The following is a 22,050-nucleotide window of genomic DNA, read 5'->3' on the forward strand; positions in this document are numbered from 1 at the left end:
CACGGCGGGCCGCCGCCCCCGTGGTCCGGCTGCCTGAGGCTGTCCGCCCTGTGGCCCATCCGAACCCGTACGAGGTTCCGCCCGCGCTGCTCGACACGGTAGTCCGTGCCGCCATGCCGTGACGCTCCTCACTTGTGGATCATTCAATCTGAAATGGCTTGACCGGCGCGGCAGGTCGGGGCAAGAGTTATGGCATGAACGATCCACAATCCCGGCCGGGCGCCGCCGACGCCCGGCCGTCGCTCAGCCGCGCGATGGTGCTGCTGCTGGCGGTGGTCTGCGGCGCGGCGGTCGCGAACATCTACTACGCGCAGCCGCTGCTGCCGGTCATCTCCCGGGCGCTGGGGGTCTCCGAAGGCGCCGGCGGCCTCGTCGTCACCGCCTCCCAGATCGGCTACGCGATCTCCCTGGCGCTGCTCGTACCGCTCGGCGACGTCCTGGAACGACGCCGCCTCGTGAGCGTCCTGCTCGGCCTGAGCGCCGTCGCCCTCCTCGGCGCGGCCGCCGCCCCCTCGCTGAACGCGCTCTACGCCGCGGTCGCCCTCGTCGGCGTGACCTCCGCCGTCGCCCAGATCGTGGTGCCCATGGCCGCCTCGCTCGCCGCCGACCACGAACGCGGCTCGGTCGTGGGCACGGTCATGAGCGGCCTGCTCGTCGGCATCATGCTCGCGCGCACCGCCGCGGGCGTACTGGCCCAATTCGGCGACTGGCGGCTGGTGTTCGTCTTCGCGGCCGGCGTGATGGCGATCCTCGCCCTCACCCTGCGCCTCGTGCTGCGGCCGGTGCCGCCCACCCAGCACACCCCTTACCCCCAGCTCCTGCGCTCCGTACTGACGCTCGTACGGGACGAATCGCTGCTGCGCCGCCGTATGGGCCTGGCCGCGGTCGGCATGGGCTGCTTCACCGTCCTGTGGACCGCGTCCTCCTTCCTGCTGGCCGGCCCGGCCTACGGCTACGGGCCCGCCGTCATCGGCCTGTTCGGGCTGGCCGGGGTCGTCGGAGCCGTCGCCGCCGTGACGGCCGGCCGGTTCGCGGACCGCGGCCGCGGCCGCCAGGTGGCGACCGGGGGACTGGTCCTGCTGACGGGCGGCTGGGGCGTACTCGCCTTCGCCGCGGCGGGCGGCCCCGGCGGCCTGGTCGCGCTGATCCTCGGCATCATGGTGCTCAACCTCGCCCAGCAGGCCCTGCTGATCAGCCACCAGAGCGTCCTCTATCGGCGAATCCCGCACGCCCGGAGCCGGGTGACGACGGCCCTCATGGTCGCGTCGTTCGCCGGCAGCACCGTTGCCTCCGCCCTTGCCTCCGCGCTGTACCCGGTCGCCGGATGGACCGGAGTGTGCGCGCTCGGCGGCGTGATCGCGCTCATCGGCGTCGGAATCTGGACCCTCGAACTCCGCCGCCCCAGCCCGTCCGACCCGGTCGCCGACCCGGCGGCGGTCACGGAGACGGGCGCGGCGAACGAGTACGGAATGGGCAGGGCGAACGAGCACTGGACGGACGCTGCGAACGAGTACGGCGCGGGCGCGAACCGTGATGGCGAGCACCAGGCGGGGCACAAGCGCCGCAGCGGGAACCCGTGCCGGAACGACAGCGAGAAGGAGACCGCACATGCCTGAGCTCCACCGAGTGGCGATTCTCGACGACTACCAGCGAGTCGCCCACCGGTACGCCGACTGGGACGCCCTGCCCGGCCACCCGGAACTGACCGTCTTCACCGAGCACCTGGGCGGCCCGGACGACGTGGTCGCCGCTCTCGAACCCTTCGACGTCGTCGTGGCCATGCGCGAACGCACCCCCTTCCCGGCCGCGGTGCTCGACAGGCTGCCGAACCTGAGCCTCCTGGTGACCACGGGCCCGGCCAACGCCTCCATCGACCTCGCCGCGGCCGAACACCGGGGCATTGTCGTCTCGGGCACCCGCGCCGCCGGCCTGCCCCCGACGGCCGAACTGACCTGGGGCCTGATCCACGCCCTGACCCGGAACCTGCCCGCCGAGGACAGCGGCCTGCGCGCGGGCGGCTGGCAGCGGACCGTAGGCCGCGATCTGCACGGAGCCCGGCTGGGCGTCATCGGCCTCGGCGGCGTGGGCGGCCGCGTCGCCAAGGTCGGCCTCGCCTTCGGCATGGACGTCGTCGCCTGGAGCGCCCACCTCGACCCCGAGCACGCCGAATCGCTGGGCGTCACCCCCGTCAGCAAGTCCGACCTGCTGGCGACCTCGGGCATCGTGACCCTCCACGTCAAGCTCTCCCCGCGCACCACCGGCCTCATCGGCCGCGACGAACTGGCCCGGATGCGGCCCGACGCGCTGCTGATCAACACGTCCCGGGGGCCCGTCGTGGACGAAGAGGCGCTACTGGCCGCGCTGACCGCCGGGACCCTGGGCGGAGCCGCCCTGGACGTCTACGCCATCGAGCCGCTGCCCGCCGACTCGCCGTGGCGCACCGCACCGCGGACCGTCCTCACCCCGCACCTCGGCTACGTCACCGGCGGCACCTACGAGGTCTTCTACCGCGACGCCCGCGACGCCGTCCTCGCCTACGCGGCCGGGAAACCGATCCGCGAGCTCAAGCCGTGACCGGCGGCCCGGCCCCCGCCGACCACCCGTCCCGAGGGCGGAACCACACCCAGACCCAGACCCAGACCCAGACCCAGACCCAGAAGGCCACCGCTGTCACCATGGACAACACCCCTCAGCACCACCACATCGACGGCTCGGGCTCCCGGCTGCCCCGCCTGTGGACGCGGACCATCGGCGAACTCACCCTCACCTACGTCCCCGACGCCGGCGTCGCCATGATCCCCACCCGCGTCTACCCCGCCTCCGCGGAGGAGGACTGGCACCCCCACCGGCCGCACATGACGGACGCCGGCCACCTGGCGATGGGATGCGGAGCGCTGCTCGTCGAGCGCGGCGGCGACCGCCTGCTCCTCGACGCCGGTCACGGCCGCATCACGGGCGAGGACCCGGAACACTTCCAGCACGGCTTCGAGCACGTACGCGACCTGCCCGAATCCCTCGCGAGCCTCGGCATGGACCCGGCCGGACTGGAGCTGGTGGCCTTCACCCACCTGCACGACGACCACTCCGGCTGGGCCCGCCCCGACGCGGTCGAAGGCCGGCGGAGCCTCTTCCCCAACGCCCGATGGATCGTCGGCGCGGGCGAGTTGGGCGACGGCGTCCCCGCCTCCGGCGAACGCCTCGCGGGCGAGCGGGAACGGACCACGTCCGTCGCCGACGGCACCGAGATAGCCGCCGGCGTCCGCGCCTGGGCGCTGCCCGGCCACACCCCCGGCCACACCGCCTGGGTCCTCGACACCGGCGACGGCCGCCAGATCGTGGCCTTCGGCGACGCCATGCACTCACCCGTCCAAATACCGCACCCCGACTGGGAAGTCGTCCTCGACCACGACCGTGCCGAGGCCGAACGCTCCCGGCGCCGCCTCATCGACTTCCTCTCCCAGGACGGCGTCTACGGCTACGGCGTCCACTTCGCCGACCAGCAACTGGGAACCGTCGACGCCACCGGCCACTGGCGCCCGTGGAACGACCGTACCGACGCCCGCTGACCAGCCCACCCCCACCGCCTCCCCGGGGGCCCCATCGTCTCGGTGGAAAACATGTTCAACGAGGAAAGGGAAGAGGGGGCCAGGACCCCGCCGAGAACCATCAATCGGAAGTCCGGCGCAAGACCAGACAGAGAAAGCCGAAACAATCCCGGTACGAACGCAGCCATTCCAAGCGCCGGGCGGCGGCCGTCGCAAGGGCCTCGCCGCTGTCCGGTTCGTCCGGGTGGTCCAGGGCCCACGCGGCCAGCGTCCCCCAGCACGTCCACTCGTAGTCGTCCAGTTCCCGGCGGGTGCTGACGTGTCCGTGCACCGGTGTCCAGCCGTCGGCGGTCACCCGCTCCACCGTCGTCGCGAGTCCGGCGAAGTCGCCGAGCATCTCCACCGCCTCCGGCGACGGCTCGTTCTCCCAGAACCCGTCACCGACCAGGACGCGGCCGCCCGGAGCCAGGTGTTCGCGCGCCGCCGCGAGAGTGGGCACCAGCCCACCGAAGGCGTGCGAGGCCCCGACGCTGAGCACGAGATCGTACGGGCGCGTCGGGGCGAAGTCGGCGGCGGACCCGTGGTGCAGAACCAGCCGATCCCGGACGCCGAGGCCCACCGCCGCCTCGTCGGCCCGCCCCAGCGCGTCCCGTGAGACATCGACCCCCTCGGCCCGCAGCCGAGGATGGGCGCTCAGGGCGCGGAGAAGCCACTCGCCTCCTCCGCACCCGAGATCGAGCACCCGCGCGTCGGGCCGCGAGATCCCGCGCTCAAGCAGTTCGCGGACCGAATCATCGTCGAGGGGCGCCTTGATCGGATGATGGGTGTGGGCGATTCGGGAGATCTTTTCACGATTCACCGACGCAGCTTGCCACCGGCCGAAGACCGCGCGCACGCAGATTTCCGCGGGCCTTCGCCTAGTCTTCGCGTGCTGCGTTGGTATACGGCCTTCGCGTGCGGCTTTAGCGTGCGGCGCGCTGTTCAGGCCGTGACGGCCGGAGTCTCGGAAGCGGGGGAGGAGGCCGCTGCCCGATCATCTGCCGCGGGCTGTTCGCTCCAGCGGCGGGCGATGACGGCGCACACCATGAGCTGAAGCGTGTGGTAGAGCATCAACGGGAGTACGGCCAGCCCCACGTCCTTCCCCGCGAAGAGCACACTGGCGATGGGCAGGCCGCTGGCCAGGCTCTTCGTCGAGGAACAGAAGACGATGGTGACCCGGTCCTCGTGCCCCGCCTCCAGCCGCCCCGCCGCCCATGAGCTCAGCATCAGCACCAGAGCCAGGAGCAGCGCGCACAGCGCCAGCAGCACGCCGAGCCGAACAGGGGAGAGCCGCCCCCAAATGCCGGCGTCGACGCCCTGCCCGAAAGCGGAATAGACCACCAGCAGAATGGAGCCCCGGTCGCACACCATGGTGATACGGCGGTGCCGGGTGATCCAGCCCGCGATCCACGGCCGTACCGCCTGCCCCAGCCCGAAGGGCACGAGAAGCTGCACCACGATGCTCAGCATTTGATCCGCCGAGAACCGTACGCCGCCCCCCAATTCCCCCTGGATCAGAACGGCGGCGAGCAGCGGCGTCAGAAAGACGCCGAGCAGACTCGAAAACGACGAGGAACAGACCGTGGCCGCCACATTCCCCCGCGCCAGAGAGGTGAAGGCGACGGCCGACTGGACGGTGGAGGGCAGCACGCACAGAAAGAGCAGCCCCGTGGCGAGTTCCGCGCCGAGCAGATAGGGCGGCAGCGTGGTGAGCACCAGGCCCAGGACGGGGAACAGCACGAAGGTGAAGGAGAGAATGGACAGGTGCAGCCGCCAGTGCCGCAGCCCCGAGAAAGCCGCCTGCGGGGAGAGCCGGGCGCCGTAGACGAAGAACAGCAGCCCGATCGCCACCTTCGTCGCCACGCCGAGCGCGACCGCCGACGTTCCCCGCGCCGGCAGCAGCGTCGCCACACCGATGGTGGCGAGCAGCGAAACGATGTACCAGTCGACGCGGCGCAGATACCGGTGCCGCGACAGCGTTACGAGCATGTCGGCCCCCCTTCACGCGAGGCACCTTCTCGGGGCGCGCCCTGATGCCGCCCGCCGCCACGCGGCGCTCCATCGTGGGGAGTTCCGTCACGGGGCGCACACGGCCGCGCGTCGGACACCGGGGCGCCCCGGCCCGCGTCCGTACCCCGGCCCGTTTCCGTACTCTGGCCCGTGTCCGTACCCCGGGGCCGGTCCGCGCCCTGACCCGTGCCCGCTTCTTGGCCCCCGCCCGCACCCTGGTAGCGCCTGCCCGCGTCTCGCTGCTCGGCGGGCGCGGCCTGCTGATCGGAGTGCGTCTCCGCACGTACGGGAGGCGCGGCGCCGTGATCGGCGTCGCCTTCGGGGTCGTCACCGCCGGTCGCCGCGGACTCCCCGCCCTGCGGCTGCCCACTGCGCGGCTGCGTGCCCTGCACCTGTCCGGCCTGCGGCTGCCCGCCCTGCGGCTCCTCGTCCTCCTCCTCTTCGTCGGCCTGTTCCCGCGGGGCGGCCTGGACGTGGCCGTCCGAGCGCGACAGGTGTTGCTCGATGGCGCCCCCGCCGCCGTCGTGATCGCTGCCGGCCGTCCCCTTGCTGAGCGGCGCGAGCACATTGAGCGTTCTGTCGACCTCCAGCCAGGAATCGGCGTTCGAGTTGTCGATCGTCACAAGGGAGTTGCCGTGGTGTGTCTCCATGCCTCCGTCGGGCGCGTCGGCCAGCGCGGCTCCGTCGGCGAACTGTGCCGCGCACAGCAGGCCAATGGCGACTGCCAAGGTATGTCGTGCCTTGAGGACAGTGAATCGCATCATGCTGTTCCCGCTTCTCGAACGTGGTTTCGGCGTCGGTCGTCGTGAGGAACGCGCTGACCGACAGATGCGTCGGACCTGACGTCGGCAGGGGCACCCGCGCACGGCGCGCGGGTGCCCCGATTCCCGTTTCCGTCAGACGGAGGTCAGTTGGGATTTCACCGGGTGATGCCGGCTGATGTTCTTCTCCAGCAGCTCAGTCGACGCGCGTACGCCGACCGATGTGGTGGGCGAGAATTCCGGCAGCCGCCCGTCCGCCTTCTTCAACTCGTCGAGCGCGGTGTCGATGGCGGTGTGCGCGGCGAACAGGCAGGGGGTGCTGTAAATGGCCACCTGGCATTCCAGGGAGGTGAGTTCGGAGAGCGAGAGACGCGGGGACTTGCCGCCGGCGATCTGGTTGAAGAGGAGCGGCTTGTCGTTGATGACCTTTCGGATCCGGCGGATCCAGTCGACGTCCCGCACGCCGTCGACGAGCACCACGTCGGCGTCGGTCTCCGCGAGCGCCTGGGCGCGGCGCAGGATGTCGGCCTCCTCCGTGGCATCGGTACGGGCGACGACCACGAGGTCCCGGCGGCTCTGGAGCACGAGGTCCAGCTTCTGGAGGTACTCCTCCAGGGGCAGCACCCTCTTCCCGTCCGCGTGGCCGCACCGCCGTGGACGCTGCTGGTCCTCCAGGATGACGCCGGAGGCCCCGATGCGCTCCAGCCGCTGCACGACGTGGCACGCCACCTCCGGGTCGACGTAGCCGTCGTCGATGTCGACCAGCAGGTGGTGGTCGGGGAAGGCCAGCCGGAGCCGTTCGACGAACGCGACCATGTCCGGCCACGCGATGAACCCGATGTCCGGCAGGCCGTAGTGCGAGGCGGCGAAGCCGAACCCGGAAACGAAGAAGCCGTCGTAATGGCGCGCGGCGACCGAGGCCGAGTACATGTCGTAGATGCCGACGAGCGGGGTCGTATCGGGCGTGCGGATCAGTTCGCGCAGCGCGGTTCCGTAGCGCATGTCTCTTCTCCTTACGTGCGGCCGTGAATCGGCCGAGGGTGGGATGGGATGCGCACCGCATCGACTCGGGCGATCGCGGTTCGTACACAGGTCGATGGGGTGCCGAAGGGTCGACGGCCCGCCCGCGACGATCACGGGCGGCGCACGGCGACGGCGTGCACACGCTGGGAATTGGTGTCCTCTTTGCGGGTACGAGCATACATATACCGACATTGCCAGCTCTTTACCCGCTGAGGCGCGATCCCCCGCTCCGGGCCCTCGAAGGCCGGCCCGCGAGACGCGGCGCCGGACGTCGAAGTCGGCCGTTCTCAACTGGCTTGCGCAGTAGGCCCGCTGGCGCTCTATTCCGGGGCCGACGCGATTTTTGATCTTGCGAAATGCGGGGCATGGAAGGCCCCCGTACGACCGCGATTCGAGGCGTCAGCGCAAGATCGAAGTCAACTCCGCTACCGCTTTGCCCGGTTCACTCGAAGGAGGGGAGCGCTACGGTATCCGGATGCCCGCCACGGAACCCTGGCCCACTGCCTTTCCCCTGGTGACACCGCGTCTCACCCTGGAGCCCCGCCGCGTCAACCACGCGCCAGAAGCGGTCAAGCTCTTCAACGACCCCCGTCTGCACACCTGGACCGGCGGCATGCCGTCCGCTGTACCGGCCAGGCCAAAGGCCACGCTCCTGATGGCACGGAAGGTTGGCTGAGGGGCGGGAACACCGCTCCCGCAGTTGAATTCGGGGCTCGCCCGTTCGACCTGTATCTGAGCCTGTCGCCTGCGGTAGGGGCGGGGGGCGTCGAGCGGCCACGGTGGGGGTTCGGGAACCGACTTGGTCGAACCGGCATTCAGCCTGCCAGGGCTGAAACTGACCGCGCCCTTTCGATTTCGGTGGCCGGATAAGGGGTTCGCTTGCTGGTGGTGAGCAGGCGGTGATGGAAGTCGTCCAGTGCCAGGGAAGCGCGGGCGTGCCGGTAGATGAGGGTGGCGATTTCGGGCGGGACGCCGGTGGGCCTTTTGCCCGCGAGCCAGGCGCGCAGGAACGCTTCGTGCGACGCGTGGCCGCCGCGTACGCCTTCGGGCAGGTGGTGGCGGAGCAGATGACCGGGGATGAAACAGGCGTCGTACGAACGGTGTCGGGCGAGGAACTCGGCTTCGTCCTCGGAGAGTTGAAAGCCGGAACTGAGTGCGAGGCCGAAGTCCGCGAAATAGAGCAACTGTCCATCGGTCAGGACGTTATGGAAATGAGCGTCGAAGTGTACGAGCCCACGGGAACTCATAAAGGCGGCCCCGCGCGCCAACTCGTCCTCCACCCACGCGTACGCCGAACCATCCGCCTCCCGCGCAGCGGCCTGGCGGTCGGCCAGCCACGCGGAGAGCGTCTGAGGCACGTACTCCAGAAAGAGGACAAGACTGGCGGAGGCCTGGCCGATGGCCCGCAACCGCCTGCGCACGGCCGACGAACCCTCCCAATGCGCGACGGCTCCCTCAATGCCGCCGAATTCGTCGGCGAAGCCCTGGGGCGGAGAGTCCGGAAGGACCCGCCAGTGGTACATGAGCGGAAAGCCCGAGTATTCGCCGGCCAGCACCCAATTGGTGGTCATCGTATGCACGGCCAACTCGCGCCAGGCCCCGAAACCGGCCGACCCTACCCCGTACTGGTAGAACATCGGCAGCCCGAATACGTTCGCCGTCGACCGTACGTTCTCCGGCCGCGTCTCGATGTCCGTCAAGGGAACGCGCTTGACGAAGACCCGGGCCCCATCGACCTCCAGCTCCGCCGACCTGCCGCCGAGCCCGGCTCCGAGCGGGGTCGCGGCGGCCACGGCCTCGCCGAGCCGGCGGTCGCTCAGCAGAGACAGGCGCGTGGAGACGGTTCCGTAGTGGGCCAGGCGGGCGGAATGCCTCGAATCCGGTCGCGATCGACCCGCCGACGGCTCCCCGTCCTTCCCCGCCCCCTGAACCGCCACGGAACCATCACCTTCCCCAAGACCTCCGACGACTGTCCGCGACGGTACAGGCCGTACGAACGCGTACGGGGGCCGGGTCGTACGGGGGAGGGGTGGGGGCTCCGCGGAGGAGCCCTACGCGGCCACCCCGCTCAGACGCCGAGCGCGTGCCCCGTCGTCTCGTCCACATGGCCCGGCACCTCGTCGTGGCGATCACCCACGCTCAGCGTCCCCGAGGGCTCGAACATGAGGATCGCCGCGCCGGACGGGGCGGCCGGCTTGTGTTCCGTACCTCGGGGCACGGTGAAGACCGCCCCCTTCGGGAGCAGCACCGTACGCTCGCCCGCGGGCTCGCGCAGCGAGATGTGCAGTTCCCCGTCGAGCACCAGGAAGAACTCGTCGGTGTCGTCGTGGGCATGCCAGATGTGCTCGCCCTCGACCTTCGCGATCCGGACGTCGTAGTCGTTCACGCGCTCGACGATGCGAGGGCTCCAGAGTGCGTCGAAGGAGGCCAGAGCCTCGCTGAGGTGCAGTGGCGGGCGGGGTTCGTTACTCATGGGTCCATCGTGAACGGTGTCGTACGCGAGGCGTGAGTGATACGAATTGCATATGGCGAAAGAATCCTCGCACGCGGACGTGCGGGCCCAGAGCCGAGTCGCCCAGAGCCGAGTCCAGGCCCGAGGACACCAGATACACCAGGCACACCAGGTCCAGGGACGCGTCCCCCGTGTCGTCGTGATCGTCGACGAGAACTCGAACCCCTTCGAGCTCGGCTGCGCGACCGAGATCTTCGGCCTGCGCAGACCGGAGATCGGACGCGATCTCTACGAGTTCGCGCTCTGCTCCCCGGACCCCCGCACCCTGATGCGGGACGGTTTCTTCACCCTCACGGGAGTCGCCGACCTGTCGGCGGCCGACACGGCGGACACCTTGATCGTCCCCAACCGCCCCGACATCGAGGTGCCCCGCCGCCCCGCCGTGCTCGATGCCGTCCGAAGGGCGCACGCGCGCGGTGCGCGCCTGATCGGATTCTGCAGCGGGGCCTTCACGCTCGCCGAGGCCGGAGTCCTCGACGGGCGCCGGGCCACCGCGCACTGGCAATGGGCGGATTCCTTCCGGGCCCGCTTCCCCTCCGTCCACCTCGCACCCGACGTGCTGTTCGTGGACGACGGCGACATCCTCACGGCGGCGGGCAGCGCGGCCGCCCTCGACCTCGGCCTGCACGTGGTCCGCCGCGACTACGGCGCGGAGATCGCCAACGCCGTGAGCCGGCGGCTGGTCTTCGCCGCGCACCGCGACGGCGGACAGCGGCAGTTCGTGGAGCGCCCCATGCCCGATGTGCCCGACGAATCCCTGGCACCCGTCCTGGCCTGGGCCCAGCAACGTCTGGAAGCACCGCTCACGGTCGCCGACCTCGCCTCGCACGCGGCGGTGAGCCCGGCGACCCTGCATCGGCGCTTTCAGGCGCAACTGGGCACGACGCCCCTGGCCTGGCTCACCGGAGAACGGCTCGCCCTGGCATGCAGGCTCATCGAACGCGGCGAGGGCCGGTTCGAGACGGTCGCCCGGCGCAGCGGACTCGGGACCGCCGCCAATCTGCGCACGCTGATGCGCCGCGAGACGGGCATCACCCCGTCGGCGTACAAACGCCGGTTCGGGCCGGGAGCGAGTTGACGGCGGCAGAGGAGGCCGGAAGCCGGAGGTCGGAAGGCAGCGCCCCCGGAAGACAGCGCCACCGGATGGCAGCGCCACCGGAAGACAGCACGACCGGATGGCAGCGCGACCGGAAGCGGCGGATCAGCCGATTCAAGCCCCCGGGCCCACCGCGGCGTCGGGGGCATCCGAACCCGACGTGGCCTCCGAAACGGCCGCGGCCTCCGAACCCTCCGCGGCGTCCGGACCCTCCGCCGCGTCACCGGAATCGCCCGGAACGAAGCCGGCCTCGGTCAGGACGGCGGCGGCCACTCCGCGGCCGACCTGGGCCAACCCGAGGAGCAGGTCGTCGCAGTCGATGCGATCGGAGCCCTTCTCTTCGGATCGCGTCTCGGCGAGGGCCATGGCCTTGCGGGAGTAGGGGGTCCAGGCGATGCGCTCGGCGGCCTGCGAAGCGCCCATGCTCAGCCGGCCCGCGACCGACCGGTGCACGGCCTCCGGAGAGACGCCGGCGGCCCGCAGGAACCGGGTGGCGCTGTTGTCCTCCGACGTCAGCCCCCACAACAGGTGCTCGGTGCCGATGTAGTTGTTGCGGTGGTGCACCGCCGCCCGCCTGACGTGCGCCATCGCCTGGCGGAGCCCGTCCGACATCGTCTCGGGGCCGTACCGCTTGTGCGGGGCGTGGAAGCGCTGCTGGGCCGCCTGCCGGGTCACGCCCAGGGACACGCCGATGTCCGTCCACGAGTTGCCGTGCATCCGGCAGTGCTCGACGTAGTCCTCCACCAGGTCGTCCGCCAAGGACTGCAATTGCCCCGCGAGTTGGGCGGCGACCCCCAGCAGGGCCAGCCAGTCGGGCTGTTCTTGTCCGCCGGGTCGGTGCGCGGTGTCGCACCTCCGGTCGACTTCCGCGATGAGTTCGTCCAGGTCTGGAAGAGCCATGAGGCAAGTACGCCTTGACAGTTCGAAATTGTCAAGGCGTACTTGCGTGTGTGGGCGGGCCTTCCGAGCGGTCCCCCGCGCCGACGCCCCGCGCCGGCCCCTACGAGCGGGAGCTGGCCCTCCCCCGAGAGGGCGGCGCTAGCATGCGCCCATGCGTGAGTCCTTCACGGTTGATCGGCAACGCTTCTCATTTCTGGACTTCGGCGGCCCGGGCCTCCCGCTCCTGGCGTTCCACGGGCATTACAACGAGGCGTCGACGTTCGCCCCGCTGGCCGAGGCGCTGGCGCCGCGGTGGCGGGTGTTCGCCCTGGACCAGCGCGGTCATGGTGAGTCCGACCGCGCCCAGAGCTATCAACGGTCCGACTACGTGGCCGATATCGCGGCCTTCCATCATCACCTGGGCCTCGGCCCCGTAGCGGTACTCGGCCATTCCTTGGGCGGCGTGAACGCCTATCAATACGCCGCACGCCACGCGGACCAGGTCACCGCTCTCATCGTCGAGGACGTCGGCGCCGAATTGAACGCCGACTGGTCCCTCGCTACGAGCCTGCCGCGCCACTCCTCCTCCCGCGAGGAATTGACCTCGGCGCTCGGCGCGACGGCACCCTATCTGGAGTGCGCCTTCCGCCAATTCGGCGATGGCGGCTGGGGTTTCTCCTTCGACATCGATCACACAGTGGAGTCCCATAAAGCCCTCACCGGTGACCACTGGGGAGATTGGAATTCGGTAATCTGCCCCACCCTGCTCATCCGTGGAACGGACAGTGAGGTACTGACGCGCGAGCACGCCCAGCAAATGATCGCCCGCCGGGCCGGCCAGGCACAGTTGGCCGAAATCCCCGCCGGGCACGTCGTGCACCACGACGCTCCTGAGCAGGTAGCCGCTGCTGTGCGTTCCTTCCTGTCCCAACTCTACGTCGGCTAAAGGACGGAGGCCCCGGTGGGGGGTGGTATCAAGGCCACCCCGCTTCCGGGGGGTTCTCGGATGTCGGGGCGGGCGACGCGCCCGTAGCCTCCGTTGCATGAGAGACGAGACGCACACCACGCCCAACGCCCCCAACGCCCCCAACGCCCCACGCAAGGACCGCTCTTGGTGGACAAGGCGCGGGCTCGCCGCCGCCGGGGCCCTGCTGCTGGCCACAGCCGCCGCGGCACCGGCAGTCGCCGCGGCACCGGCAGCCACTGCCCCATCAGCAGCCGCGAAGGCACCAGCAGGCCCCGCGGCACCAGCGACCTCGGTGGCGGGACTCGCCGAGCCGCCGCCCCGGACGGCGGCCGGAAGCACCAGCGCCTCCCGAGGCGCGTTGATATCCGTCACCCCGGTCGCCGTCCACGACGCCGAGCAGGTCAGGAAGTTCCTCGCCGAGTACGGGACGGCCGCCGACTCCGTACGGCACGGCGTACGGGCGTACAAGCTGACCTACCGGACCGTCGACCCGCACGGAAAACCCACCACGGCCACCGGCCTGCTCACCCTCCCCATCGGCGGCGCCCACCGTCTCGACGTGGTCTCCGACACGCACGGCACGATGGTGAACCGCTCGTACGCGCCCTCCGTGGCCGAGGACTACGGCCGTATCCCCTCCTACCTGAACGCCGGCGCCGGACGCGCGGTCGCCGCACCCGACTACCTGGGCCTCGGCGAGGGCCCCGGCCGCCACCCGTACCTGGACAACCGCTCGGCGGTCACGGCGTCGGTCGACATGCTGCGAGCGGCCAGTACGGCGGCGGACCGCCTCGGCCGCCCGCTCACCGGCGACGTCTACGCGACCGGCTTCTCCCAGGGCGGTCAAGTCGCGATGGCGCTGGGGCGGGCGCTGCAAGAGGGCGCCGACCGGCACTTCCGGCTGAAGGCACTGGCGCCGATCAACGGCCCGTACGACCTGGAGGGCCACGAGATACCGGCACTCTTCGACGGCCGGGTCAACGACACCAGCGGCGTCCTCTACGCCTCGTACTGGCTCGTCGCCCAGAACCGCCTGCGCCCCCTGTACCAGGACCCGGCCGAGGCGTTCCGCGCGCCGTACGCGAGCCGCGTCGAGGACCTGTACGACGGCGAGCACAGCGAGGAGGAGATCCTGGCGGCGCTGCCCGCCACGGTCGAGCAGATGCTCACACCCGCGTTCCGCGCGAAGATGCAGCACCCCAGCGGCGCCCTGCTGGCGGCCATGCGCGCCGCCGACCGCGCCTGCGACTGGAAGCCCGCCGCACCGGTACGCCTCTACGCGGCCTCCGGCGATACGGACGTGCCGATCGGCAACGCGACCAGTTGCGCCGCCCGACTGGCCGCCCACGGCGCGCACGCTCCGGTACTGGACCAGGGGGACCTGGGCCACACCGACTCGTTCAAGGCGGCGGCACCGAAGGTGACACGTTTCTTCGACGCCGTACGCGACCGGTGACACGCCCTGCCACGTCACACCGCCGGGTACGGGACCGGGGGCCCGTACCCGGCGGCACCGGATTGCCGACCGCTCCCGGATCACACCTCCGCGGCGTCGGCGGGCCCCTGGATGAGCTGAAGCATCTGCTCCATGACGGCGACGGGCAACGCCGGGTGCTGGGCCGCCTCCCGCGCCGCGTGGGGGTCCCACAGCAGCCGGATCAGTACCCGCGCGGGCAGTTCGGGGTGCTGGGCGGCCGCGTGACGCACGCTCGCGTCCGGGTCGTCGAGCAGCCGCACCGCCGACGCGGCCGTCAACCGGGGATCGGCCGCCGTCCGGCACCGTACGTGCTGATCGGCGTCCCGACTGAGCCGCCCGACCAGCGCGGCGGTCGACGCCGGGTCGTCGAGGGCCAGGCGGCGCATCCGCGGGTTGGGGTCGTCGGCGTAGCGGAGCAGACCGTGACGGGGGAAGTTCGGGTGGCCGCGGGGACGGTGCGGGGTACTGAGGCTGCCCGACCACCACTGACACACTCTCAGCAGCATCTCCGCGTCGTCGCAGGACTCCGCGAGGAAGAGCTGCACCACGCGGTCGTCGTCGCGGGCCAGGCGTGCGACGACATCCGGCGGGAGGCGCCGGGCCCGGGCGACGCTCCTGCGGACGAGGGGGTGCGCGGAGGCGGTGAGGCGGCGCATGGCGCTCGGGTCGTCGTGCAGCGCCACGACCCAGTCGAGCGAGCGATAGTGCACCCCCGGATCGAAGTCGACGGGGATGCGCGCCCGCTCTTCCTCGGTGAGTTCGGAGCGCGTGGCCACCTCGCCACGGACGCTCGGCGTCGGTGAGTTCTACTCGCCGGTCCACGGCGGTCATGGTGAGCGCCCACCGGACCCGGACTTCCCGTTCGCCGAGTATCAGGCGGGCCCACTGCTCAGCGGTGAGCGCCTGGGTGTCGGCCAGCGACTGCCGCAACAGCCGGTCCGGGTGGGCCATGGCCGCCTCGACCACCGCCTCCGGCAGCGGGCGGTACAGGAGCCAGTCCGACCACCCCAGGAGCCTGTGGCGCAGGTCATCGGAGGCGGCGGGGTTGAGCACCAGCCCATTCGCCCACGCCCGACGCATCCTCCCGGACAACCCATGCCCTTCGCCCCGTCCCCGCCCCCGCCCCTGACGCCAGGCCGCCCAAGCGGCATCCGGCTCGTGATCAATGCCGTCGTCTCTCCCACCCGCCATGGGCCACATCCTGCCGGAACTCCTGATCAACGGTCCGCCGCCCGCGCCGCGTACGGGATGCGCCGCGTACAGGCTGCGTCGCGCACAGGATGCCAGGCGTACGGGATTCGCACGCCATAGGTACGAGATCCGTACGGTAGGTGGGCTAGGGTGGCGGCCAGGAGGTGTTGCATGTCCGAGTTGTTCGACGCGGTCGACGCCCTGGTCGCGTCCGCGTCGCCGCTGCCGCCGCCCGTGGAGCGCAAGCGGTTGCGTGTCGCACATGGCCTGACGCTGGATCAGGTGGCCGGGGCGTTGCGGGTGCGTCGTGCGACCGTCAGCGGTTGGGAGTCCGCCAAGAAGCCCACCGAGCCGCGCGGCCCGGAGCGCGAGGCGTACGCCCGGCTGCTCAAGCAGCTCGCGGAGCTCTACCCGGCCCCCGCGCAGCAGGCGACGGTCCCGACCGCGCCCACCGCTGCGTCCGCCCCGGCGCCTGCGCGGACCCCGTCCGTCGCCCCGGAGCCCGAGCCCCCGGTCGCGCCCGCCGTCAAGAACACCCGGACCAGCGCCGTTCCCGCTCCCGCCGCCGAGACTCCGAGCGTCGCGCCGAGCCCGGAGCGTACGACCAGGCCGACATCGGCGGCGTCGCCGTCGGCATCGGCATCGACGTCCTCCGCGGCGTCCTCGACGCCGCGCCGTCCGGGCGCGAAGAAGGCGGCCCCGGCCGCCGCCTCGGCCGAGGGAGACGACTCGCGCTTCGAGAACGGCCCGCTGGCCGTCATCGACGTCGCCGACGGCCACGTATCGGCGTACTGCGTCGGCGGCCTGGTCCTCGACGTGCCCGCGAAGTCGCTCCCGGCGCTGGTGGACTGGGCGCTGAAGGAGGCGAAGCTCGGCCAGCCGAAACTGTCCGGCCCGGGCAAACCGGCCGACCCCCTGCTCGTGCTCACCGAGGCCGCCCTGGAGCGCTACGGCCTGCCCGTCGCCCTGAGCGAGGAGGAGCGCCTGGCCGGGCGGCTCCCGGAGGGCCACAAGGCCGTCAAGCAACTGGTCCGTGCCGAATGGAAGTTGACGAAGCGCGGATTCGGCCCGTGGGCGCGGATCTACCGCCCCGCTACTGGTGCGGAGCGGGCCTGCGTGCAGTTGTGCGTCCCCTCCTGGCAGGCGCTGGACACCCGGCACTGGGGCGGGGCCGGGCAGTTGCCGCCGGCGGAGCTCGCCCGGGTGCTGGGCACGTACGCGTCGCGGGTGATGACGCCGCGCGGCTCCACCGCCGTCACCGGCCTGGAGCTGATGACGGCCCTGCACCCGCCGACCCGTGCCTCCGAACCGGACGCCGACGGCGCGCGCCGCTCCGAGCACAACCCCGGCTCGCTCGGCAAGGACCCGGTGGACTGCGCGCCGTGCGAGGCCCCGGACGGCCACCCGCTCCTCGCGGAGCTGCCGCGCTTCCACGTCCGAGGCCCGGCGGAAAAGCTGTTCGAGGAGGCGTACGACTGGGCCCGGCCGCTGACCGACGACGAATGCCTGCGCCGCCACCTCGTGGGCATCGACGTGAACATGGCCTTCGCCGCCGGTGCGAACGGCCTGATCGTCGGCCTCGGCGAGCCCACGCACGTGACGAACCCGCGGTTCGACCCGAAGCTGCCGGGAAGCTGGCTGGTCGACCTCGGCCACGTCGACCTGTCGCGGGTGAAGGTGGGCAAGGACAAGTGGGCGGAGCTCGACGGCAGTCTGCTCCCGAGCCCGTTCACGCCGAAGGGGGAGCGCCCCGAGGGCCCGGCCTGGTACGCGACGCCGACCGTGGCGTACGCGGTGGAGCTCGGCTACGAGGTCGCGCCGGTCGAGGCGTACGTACGGTACGAGAACGGCCGTTACCTGGACGGCTGGTACAACCGGCTCCGCGACGCCTACCTCGCCACGATGGCCGACCTCGGCGTCGACGCGAATCTGCCGCCCGCCGGCTTCCTCGCCGCGATGCACGGCTACCGCGACCGCGACCCCGAGCTGGCGATCGTGGTCTCCGCGATCAAGGCGACGGTCAAGGGCGGCCTGGGCAAGCTCCGCGAGCGGCCGCGCGGCGAGGGCTGGCGGCCCGGCCGGCCGTGGCGGGCCCTGGCCCGGCCCACCTGGCGGCCGGACATCCGCGCCGCGGTCATCTCCCGCACCCGCGTCAACCTGCACCGGAAGATCGTCAAGCACGCGGCGTTCACCGGCCAGTACCCGGTCGCGGTCCTCTCCGACTGCGTCGTCTACCCCGCCGACGGCGAGAGCCCGCTGGACTTCCTGCCCTACCGGGACGGCAAGCCGCTGCCGGGCGGCTTCAAGCTCGGCATCAACCCGGGCCTGGTCAAGCACGAGGGCACCCAGAGCGTCCTGTGGGGGGAGGAGGTCCGGGACCGGTTCGCCGCCCCGGAGCTCAACCTCGCCCGGTACATCAAGGACGGCACCGTCACCGACGCCGACAACGGAGAGTAGGAGAGGGCGACGATGAGCCTGTTCGGGGACGGCCTGGACGCCGCGGTGCAGAAGGCGTTCACCCGCCCGGCGCCGAAGTCGGCCGGCGCCCAGATGCGGTACCTGGTGAGGCAGCTCAAGGGCACCAAGGCGGTCGCCCAACTGCTGCGCGTCTCCCAACGCACCGTCGAACGGTACGTGAAGGACCAGATCAAAAAGCCCCGCCCCGACCTCGCCGCCCGCCTGGAGCGCGAGGTGAGGCAGCGCTGGCAGCCCCAGATCCGCGCCAGGGCCCGCCAGAAGGCCGCCAGCACCGACGGCATCGTCATCGACACCCGCGCCCGCATGGGCTACACCGCGCCCATCGGCTCCACCGACCAGGACCGCGTCCGGCACCTGACCGTCGCCCTGCCCCCGCGGTACGCCGCCCGCCTCTTCGAGGCGCAGGAGGCCGGCGCGAGCGACACGCAGCTCCAGGCGATCACGGCCGAAGCGCTCAAAGAGGTCTACTTCCAGGACGGCGGTCGCCGCGCCGGCAGCCTGGAAGAGGTCCGTTTCACGGACGTGGAACACATCGAATTCGACCTGTAGTCCCCTACGAGTCGCACGCGACTACCCCGCGAGCCTGGACCGACGCGGGAACGGACAGAGCTCCTGCGCCGGCCTGCCCATCACCTTCTGGGCAAGGCCCGAACTGGGCCTCAGGCCGGCCCCGGGTCGGCGATTACGTGAGGTTGTTTTCGAGGGCGGCGATGTAGCGCTTGATGGAGTGGTCGCGGAGGCCGTCCGAGGCGGGGGCGAACGGGTCCGCGGTCATGCCCTTGGCCCGGTCCGTGAGGCCGCCCAGCAGCCCCATCGTGTCGTGGAGCTTGCCGTCGGAGTCGATGTACTTCAACGCCTCGACGTGGGTGAAGGCGGGCTCCGGCGGCAACTGCGGCACGATGTCGTTGTTGTTGACGAAGCGGAACGTACGGTCCGTGAAGCCCTCGTTGTACGCGCCGGCCAGCATGCGGTCGCAGGTGCGGGGCTGCCCGTAGGTGTAGACGCCGTCCGCCTGAAGCCGCGGCTCCTCCAGGTACATCCGCGCCCCGGCGAGCATCGCGAGGGCGCCGCCGAGGCTGTGCCCGGTGAACCACACCGTCTGGTCGCCGGTACGCAGCTCGGCCAGGGTGTCCTTGACGCCCGGGAAGATCGACTGGAGGGCTTCGGCGAAGCCGTAGTGGACGTATCCGGTCCTGGCCGGGCCCGGCCACGGGGGAGTGGTGGCGTCCGAGAGCCAGTCGCGGATCTGCTTCGGTTCCGTGCCGCGGAAGGCCGTGATGATCATGTTGTCGCTCGCGGCCGTGTACGCCTGGGTGTCCTCAAGGGGGAACGGCGGGGTGAACCGCGTCTTGTGATGGCGTACCTCGTCGAACCCCCAGGAACGCGCCTGCGCGTCGATGGTGGCCTCGTCCTTGTAGGCCAGGTCGGACGCCTGGGCCAGCCAGTAGGCCATGGGCAGGCTGTAGCCGGCGGTGGTGTGGTGGTCGATCAAGGCCGGTGCGGTCACGGGCGATCCCTTCACTCCGTTGTGACAGCCGCGCCGCGCATCGGCCGTGCCGGCGTGCGGCGGCTTGCTGAGGTGACGTTCACGGGATCTCTGCGCAGCACCAACCGATTTGACGCACTCTTCCTACTTTCGAGGGATAAGCTGGTAGCACATGGAGCATGGCGCTGGCCGATTCGGCCGCGCCGCCTCCCGCCCCGGTCCTGTGTCCCTCGCCCCCGCCCCGCGAAGAGCTCCGCTCCCCACCCTCACGCGCGAACGTTCAACCGGCCCACCATTACCGGAATTTCCGCCCAGCCCGGGCATACGGCTCCGACGCTGGTGGCTGAAGGCGACCCCCGCGGAGCGACGGCTTCCGGGTGACATGTTTGGATGCGATGGTGATCGTTAACGTACAAGAAACGTCCGAGCCGCGGACGTATGTGGACCGAATTCTGGAGCACTGGTACAAGGACGACGACGCCGAAGCGCTCGTCCAGGGGACACAGCGGCTGACGAGAGGGGAGGCCCGGCAGCGGCTCTTCCAGTTGGGGCACGCGCTGCGCGGCCAGGGGCTCGAACCCGGCGACGGAGTGGGGCTGTTCCTGGCCAACCGCGTGGAGTCGGTGCTGGTCCAGCTCGCCGTTCACCTCATCGGCTGCCGCGTGGTCTTCCTGCCGCCCGAGCCGGGCCCAGGTGAACTCGCCGCGCTGGTCGAGCAGTCCCGAGCGCGCGCGGTGGTCACGGACCCGCTCTTCGCGGAGCGCGCCGCCGACGCGGCCGGCCGCAGCGTCCACGCCCCCGTGCTGCTCAGCCTCGGCCCCGGCGCGCCGCAGTGCCCGGACCTGCTGGCCCTGGCCGACCAGTGCCCTGCCGAGCGCCCCGCGAACGTACCCGCCCCCGGGCCCGACGAAGCCGTCACCGTCCTCTACACCGGCGGCACCCTGGGCCGCCCCAAGCTCGCCGCGCACAGCCACCTCCTCTACGCCGCGCTGGTGGACTTGGCGGACGAGACCACCATGGCCGGCTCCGCACCGGGCGAGGAAGCGGAGCGGGTGCTTGCGGCCACGCTGCTCACACACGGCAGCGGCCACCTCATGGCGGTGCAGGCGCTGGTCACCGGGTCCGTCCTGGTCGTGCTGCCCGACTTCGAGGCGGGCGCGGCGCTGACGGTGCTGCGCGAGGAGCGCATCACCACCACCATGTTCGTACCGCCCATGCTGTACGCGCTGCTCGACCACCCGGAGTGCGAGCCGGGCCTCCTGCCCGCGCTGAAGCGGGTCTTCGTGGGCGGCGCGGCCACGTCGCCCAGCCGGCTCCAGCAGGCCGTCGACGTGCTCGGGCCCGTACTCGGCCAGGGCTACGGGCAGTCCGAGGCGCTCGGCATCGCCGTGTTCGGGGCGGACGACCTCGCCTCGGAGGGCGCCCGCCGTCCCGAACTCTGGCGGAGCTGCGGCCGCCCCATCCCCGACGTCGAGGTCGAGATCCGCGGTGATGACGGCGCGGAGGCGCTGCCCTGCGGGGAGGTCGGCGAGGTGTACGTACGGGGCGGCACGGTGATGCTCGGCTACTACGAGGACCCGCAGCGCACCGCGGCCGCGCTGCACGAGGGCTGGCTGCGCACCGGCGACGTGGGCTATCTCGACGCGGAGGGGTACCTCTACCTCGTCGACCGGGCCAAGGACATCATCGTCACCGGCAGCACCAGCGACAACGTCTACTCCAGGGTCCTGGAGGACTTCCTGCTCACGCTGCCCGGTGTACGCAATGCGGCGGCGCTGGGCGTGCCGGATGAGGAGTACGGGGAGGCCGTACAGATCTTCCTGGCCACGGCCGAGGGCGCGGACGTCGACCCGGCGGCGGTCGGCGCGGCGGTCACCGCCGAGCTGGGGGAGCTGTACACGCCCCGCAAGACGGTGCTGCTCGACCGGCTGCCGACGACGAAGGTCGGCAAGGTCGACAAGAAGGCCCTGCGCGCCACGTGGGTGGACGGAACCCAGAAGGTGTCATAGGGCGGGCCGCCGCAAGGCCCTCGGCGAGGCTCCCGGCAAGGCCCCCGCCTTCGGAAGGTCTCCGAGAGGTTCCCAAGAGGAATCTGTAGGGCCCCGTCAGGCCCCTGGACGCTACGGCGTGCCAGGGGCCTGACGGCACCCGGACCCGCGCCAAGAGGTACGTAAACTTCGCGCAAGCAAATGCGACACCCGGAATGCGCCGGGAAGCAAACGGGGAGGCCACCGCCGGACCGCCGCCCAGCGGGAGCCGGCCCTCCGCCCAGCGAGAGCCCCGGCGCGGTGCGAGACTGCGGTAGGAGGTGATCGCCATGGCCGGGGAAGCCTTCGCGGACGCCTACCCGGGCGTCGAGAGCTACGGAACCCTCGAAGCGCTGCTGCAGCAGGCCCAGCACGCCGCCCCCACGGACATGCCCGACCTGGTGAACCGGCACGCCGCCGCCCTCGGCCTGCGGCACGTCGGCATCTACCTGGTCGACATCCAGCAGCGGCAGCTCTGCCCGCTGGGGGTGGGGCAGCGCGCGCTCGGCGTCGATTCCAGCCTCGCCGGATGGACGTACCGCACCCTGGCCCTGCGGGT

General features: G+C 71.4%; 18 protein-coding genes and 1 pseudogene. 10 read left to right on the forward strand and 9 right to left on the reverse strand.

All coding sequences use genetic code 11. The features are described 5' to 3' along the window. The first annotated feature begins 194 nt into the window (after positions 1–194). Genes IF55_RS04645 through IF55_RS39170 form a run of 3 tightly spaced genes read left to right on the forward strand, consistent with a single transcriptional unit; the run spans position 195 to position 3,566 of the window. Entirely contained in the window at positions 195–1,616 is a 1,422-nt protein-coding gene (locus IF55_RS04645) for an MFS transporter (protein WP_063763861.1), read from the forward strand. Then, a complete protein-coding gene (locus tag IF55_RS04650) occupies positions 1,609–2,574 on the forward strand; it encodes a D-2-hydroxyacid dehydrogenase family protein (RefSeq protein WP_030874059.1) in 966 nt (321 codons plus the stop codon). The genes IF55_RS04645 and IF55_RS04650 overlap by 8 nt, the downstream gene beginning before the upstream one ends. After that, on the forward strand, positions 2,571–3,566 hold the full coding sequence (locus IF55_RS39170; protein ID WP_048831522.1) for an MBL fold metallo-hydrolase: 996 nt from the start codon (positions 2,571–2,573) through the stop codon (positions 3,564–3,566). The genes IF55_RS04650 and IF55_RS39170 overlap by 4 nt, the downstream gene beginning before the upstream one ends. 100 nt (positions 3,567–3,666) lie before the next feature. Here IF55_RS39170 and IF55_RS04660 read toward each other — a convergent pair whose 3' ends face one another. From IF55_RS04660 to IF55_RS04685, 6 genes are all read right to left on the reverse strand, one after another. Beyond that, positions 3,667–4,404 (reverse strand): SAM-dependent methyltransferase, encoded by a 738-nt coding sequence (locus tag IF55_RS04660; RefSeq protein WP_030874054.1) that lies wholly within the window; start codon positions 4,402–4,404, stop codon positions 3,667–3,669. Between the two features lie 122 nt (positions 4,405–4,526). Then, positions 4,527–5,573 carry a bile acid:sodium symporter family protein gene (locus IF55_RS04665; protein ID WP_048831523.1) on the reverse strand — a complete coding sequence of 349 codons (1,047 nt, stop codon included), beginning with the start codon at positions 5,571–5,573 and terminating at the stop codon, positions 4,527–4,529. Further along, a complete protein-coding gene (locus tag IF55_RS39175; RefSeq protein WP_157854225.1) occupies positions 5,564–6,322 on the reverse strand; it encodes a hypothetical protein in 759 nt (252 codons plus the stop codon). The genes IF55_RS04665 and IF55_RS39175 overlap by 10 nt, the downstream gene beginning before the upstream one ends. Before the next feature lie 168 nt (positions 6,323–6,490). Continuing rightward, positions 6,491–7,357, reverse strand: coding sequence for an isocitrate lyase/PEP mutase family protein (locus IF55_RS04675; RefSeq protein WP_030874045.1), 867 nt, complete (start codon positions 7,355–7,357; stop codon positions 6,491–6,493). Between the two features lie 836 nt (positions 7,358–8,193). Continuing rightward, positions 8,194–9,315 (reverse strand): BUD32 family EKC/KEOPS complex subunit, encoded by a 1,122-nt coding sequence (locus IF55_RS04680; protein ID WP_048831524.1) that lies wholly within the window; start codon positions 9,313–9,315, stop codon positions 8,194–8,196. A 131-nt stretch (positions 9,316–9,446) separates the two neighbouring features. Beyond that, entirely contained in the window at positions 9,447–9,851 is a 405-nt protein-coding gene (locus IF55_RS04685; protein ID WP_030874042.1) for a cupin domain-containing protein, read from the reverse strand. Positions 9,852–10,029: 178 nt separating this feature from the next. Between IF55_RS04685 and IF55_RS04690 the strand changes: the two genes are divergently transcribed. After that, on the forward strand, positions 10,030–10,968 hold the full coding sequence (locus tag IF55_RS04690; RefSeq protein WP_030874039.1) for a helix-turn-helix domain-containing protein: 939 nt from the start codon (positions 10,030–10,032) through the stop codon (positions 10,966–10,968). Positions 10,969–11,100: 132 nt separating this feature from the next. Here the strand turns inward: IF55_RS04690 and IF55_RS04695 are convergent, their stop codons facing one another. Further along, positions 11,101–11,886: a Clp protease N-terminal domain-containing protein gene (locus IF55_RS04695; protein WP_245661055.1), complete on the reverse strand. Its 786-nt coding sequence runs from the start codon at positions 11,884–11,886 to the stop codon at positions 11,101–11,103. Positions 11,887–12,037: 151 nt separating this feature from the next. On the opposite strand from IF55_RS04695, the gene IF55_RS04700 reads away from it, so the two are divergent. Further along, the gene (locus IF55_RS04700; RefSeq protein ID WP_030874034.1) at positions 12,038–12,811 is read left to right on the forward strand and encodes an alpha/beta fold hydrolase; all 774 of its coding nucleotides are present in this window, start codon (positions 12,038–12,040) and stop codon (positions 12,809–12,811) included. Positions 12,812–12,908: 97 nt separating this feature from the next. Beyond that, positions 12,909–14,288, forward strand: a complete 1,380-nt coding sequence (locus IF55_RS04705; protein WP_030874032.1) for an alpha/beta hydrolase family protein — start codon at positions 12,909–12,911, stop codon at positions 14,286–14,288. Between the two features lie 80 nt (positions 14,289–14,368). On the opposite strand, the gene IF55_RS04710 is transcribed toward IF55_RS04705, so the two are convergent. Continuing rightward, on the reverse strand, positions 14,369–15,085 hold the full coding sequence (locus IF55_RS04710) for a hypothetical protein (RefSeq protein ID WP_048831525.1): 717 nt from the start codon (positions 15,083–15,085) through the stop codon (positions 14,369–14,371). A 586-nt stretch (positions 15,086–15,671) separates the two neighbouring features. Here IF55_RS04710 and tap point away from each other — a divergent pair. Both tap and tpg read left to right on the forward strand, forming a co-directional pair. Beyond that, positions 15,672–17,957: a telomere-associated protein Tap gene (tap, locus tag IF55_RS04715; RefSeq protein ID WP_030874014.1), complete on the forward strand. Its 2,286-nt coding sequence runs from the start codon at positions 15,672–15,674 to the stop codon at positions 17,955–17,957. Positions 17,958–17,969: 12 nt separating this feature from the next. After that, positions 17,970–18,527: a telomere-protecting terminal protein Tpg gene (gene tpg / locus IF55_RS04720; RefSeq protein WP_030874013.1), complete on the forward strand. Its 558-nt coding sequence runs from the start codon at positions 17,970–17,972 to the stop codon at positions 18,525–18,527. Positions 18,528–18,660: 133 nt separating this feature from the next. Here tpg and IF55_RS04725 read toward each other — a convergent pair whose 3' ends face one another. After that, on the reverse strand, positions 18,661–19,485 hold the full coding sequence (locus tag IF55_RS04725) for a lipase family protein (protein ID WP_030874010.1): 825 nt from the start codon (positions 19,483–19,485) through the stop codon (positions 18,661–18,663). Between the two features lie 374 nt (positions 19,486–19,859). Between IF55_RS04725 and IF55_RS04730 the strand changes: the two genes are divergently transcribed. Together IF55_RS04730 and IF55_RS04735 are read left to right on the forward strand one after the other, a co-directional pair. Further along, positions 19,860–21,473 carry a class I adenylate-forming enzyme family protein gene (locus IF55_RS04730; protein WP_030874007.1) on the forward strand — a complete coding sequence of 538 codons (1,614 nt, stop codon included), beginning with the start codon at positions 19,860–19,862 and terminating at the stop codon, positions 21,471–21,473. A 308-nt stretch (positions 21,474–21,781) separates the two neighbouring features. Then, a pseudogene (locus tag IF55_RS04735) lies at positions 21,782–22,050 on the forward strand (serine/threonine protein phosphatase); the annotation flags it as partial.

Source organism: Streptomyces varsoviensis, assembly GCF_000718635.1.
Classification (GTDB): domain Bacteria; phylum Actinomycetota; class Actinomycetes; order Streptomycetales; family Streptomycetaceae; genus Streptomyces; species Streptomyces varsoviensis.

Excerpts from the sequence above, each read along its gene's own strand:
- IF55_RS04645 (WP_063763861.1), top strand. The coding sequence starts at position 195 with ATGAACGATCCACAATCCCGGCCGGGCGCCGCCGACGCCCGGCCGTCG.
- IF55_RS04650 (WP_030874059.1), top strand. The coding sequence starts at position 1,609 with ATGCCTGAGCTCCACCGAGTGGCGATTCTCGACGACTACCAGCGAGTC.
- IF55_RS04665 (WP_048831523.1), bottom strand. The coding sequence starts at position 5,573 with ATGCTCGTAACGCTGTCGCGGCACCGGTATCTGCGCCGCGTCGACTGG.
- IF55_RS04675 (WP_030874045.1), bottom strand. The coding sequence starts at position 7,357 with ATGCGCTACGGAACCGCGCTGCGCGAACTGATCCGCACGCCCGATACG.
- IF55_RS04685 (WP_030874042.1), bottom strand. The coding sequence starts at position 9,851 with ATGAGTAACGAACCCCGCCCGCCACTGCACCTCAGCGAGGCTCTGGCC.
- IF55_RS04695 (WP_245661055.1), bottom strand. The coding sequence starts at position 11,886 with ATGGCTCTTCCAGACCTGGACGAACTCATCGCGGAAGTCGACCGGAGG.
- IF55_RS04700 (WP_030874034.1), top strand. The coding sequence starts at position 12,038 with ATGCGTGAGTCCTTCACGGTTGATCGGCAACGCTTCTCATTTCTGGAC.
- IF55_RS04705 (WP_030874032.1), top strand. The coding sequence starts at position 12,909 with ATGAGAGACGAGACGCACACCACGCCCAACGCCCCCAACGCCCCCAAC.
- tap (WP_030874014.1), top strand. The coding sequence starts at position 15,672 with ATGTCCGAGTTGTTCGACGCGGTCGACGCCCTGGTCGCGTCCGCGTCG.
- tpg (WP_030874013.1), top strand. The coding sequence starts at position 17,970 with ATGAGCCTGTTCGGGGACGGCCTGGACGCCGCGGTGCAGAAGGCGTTC.
- IF55_RS04730 (WP_030874007.1), top strand. The coding sequence starts at position 19,860 with ATGGTGATCGTTAACGTACAAGAAACGTCCGAGCCGCGGACGTATGTG.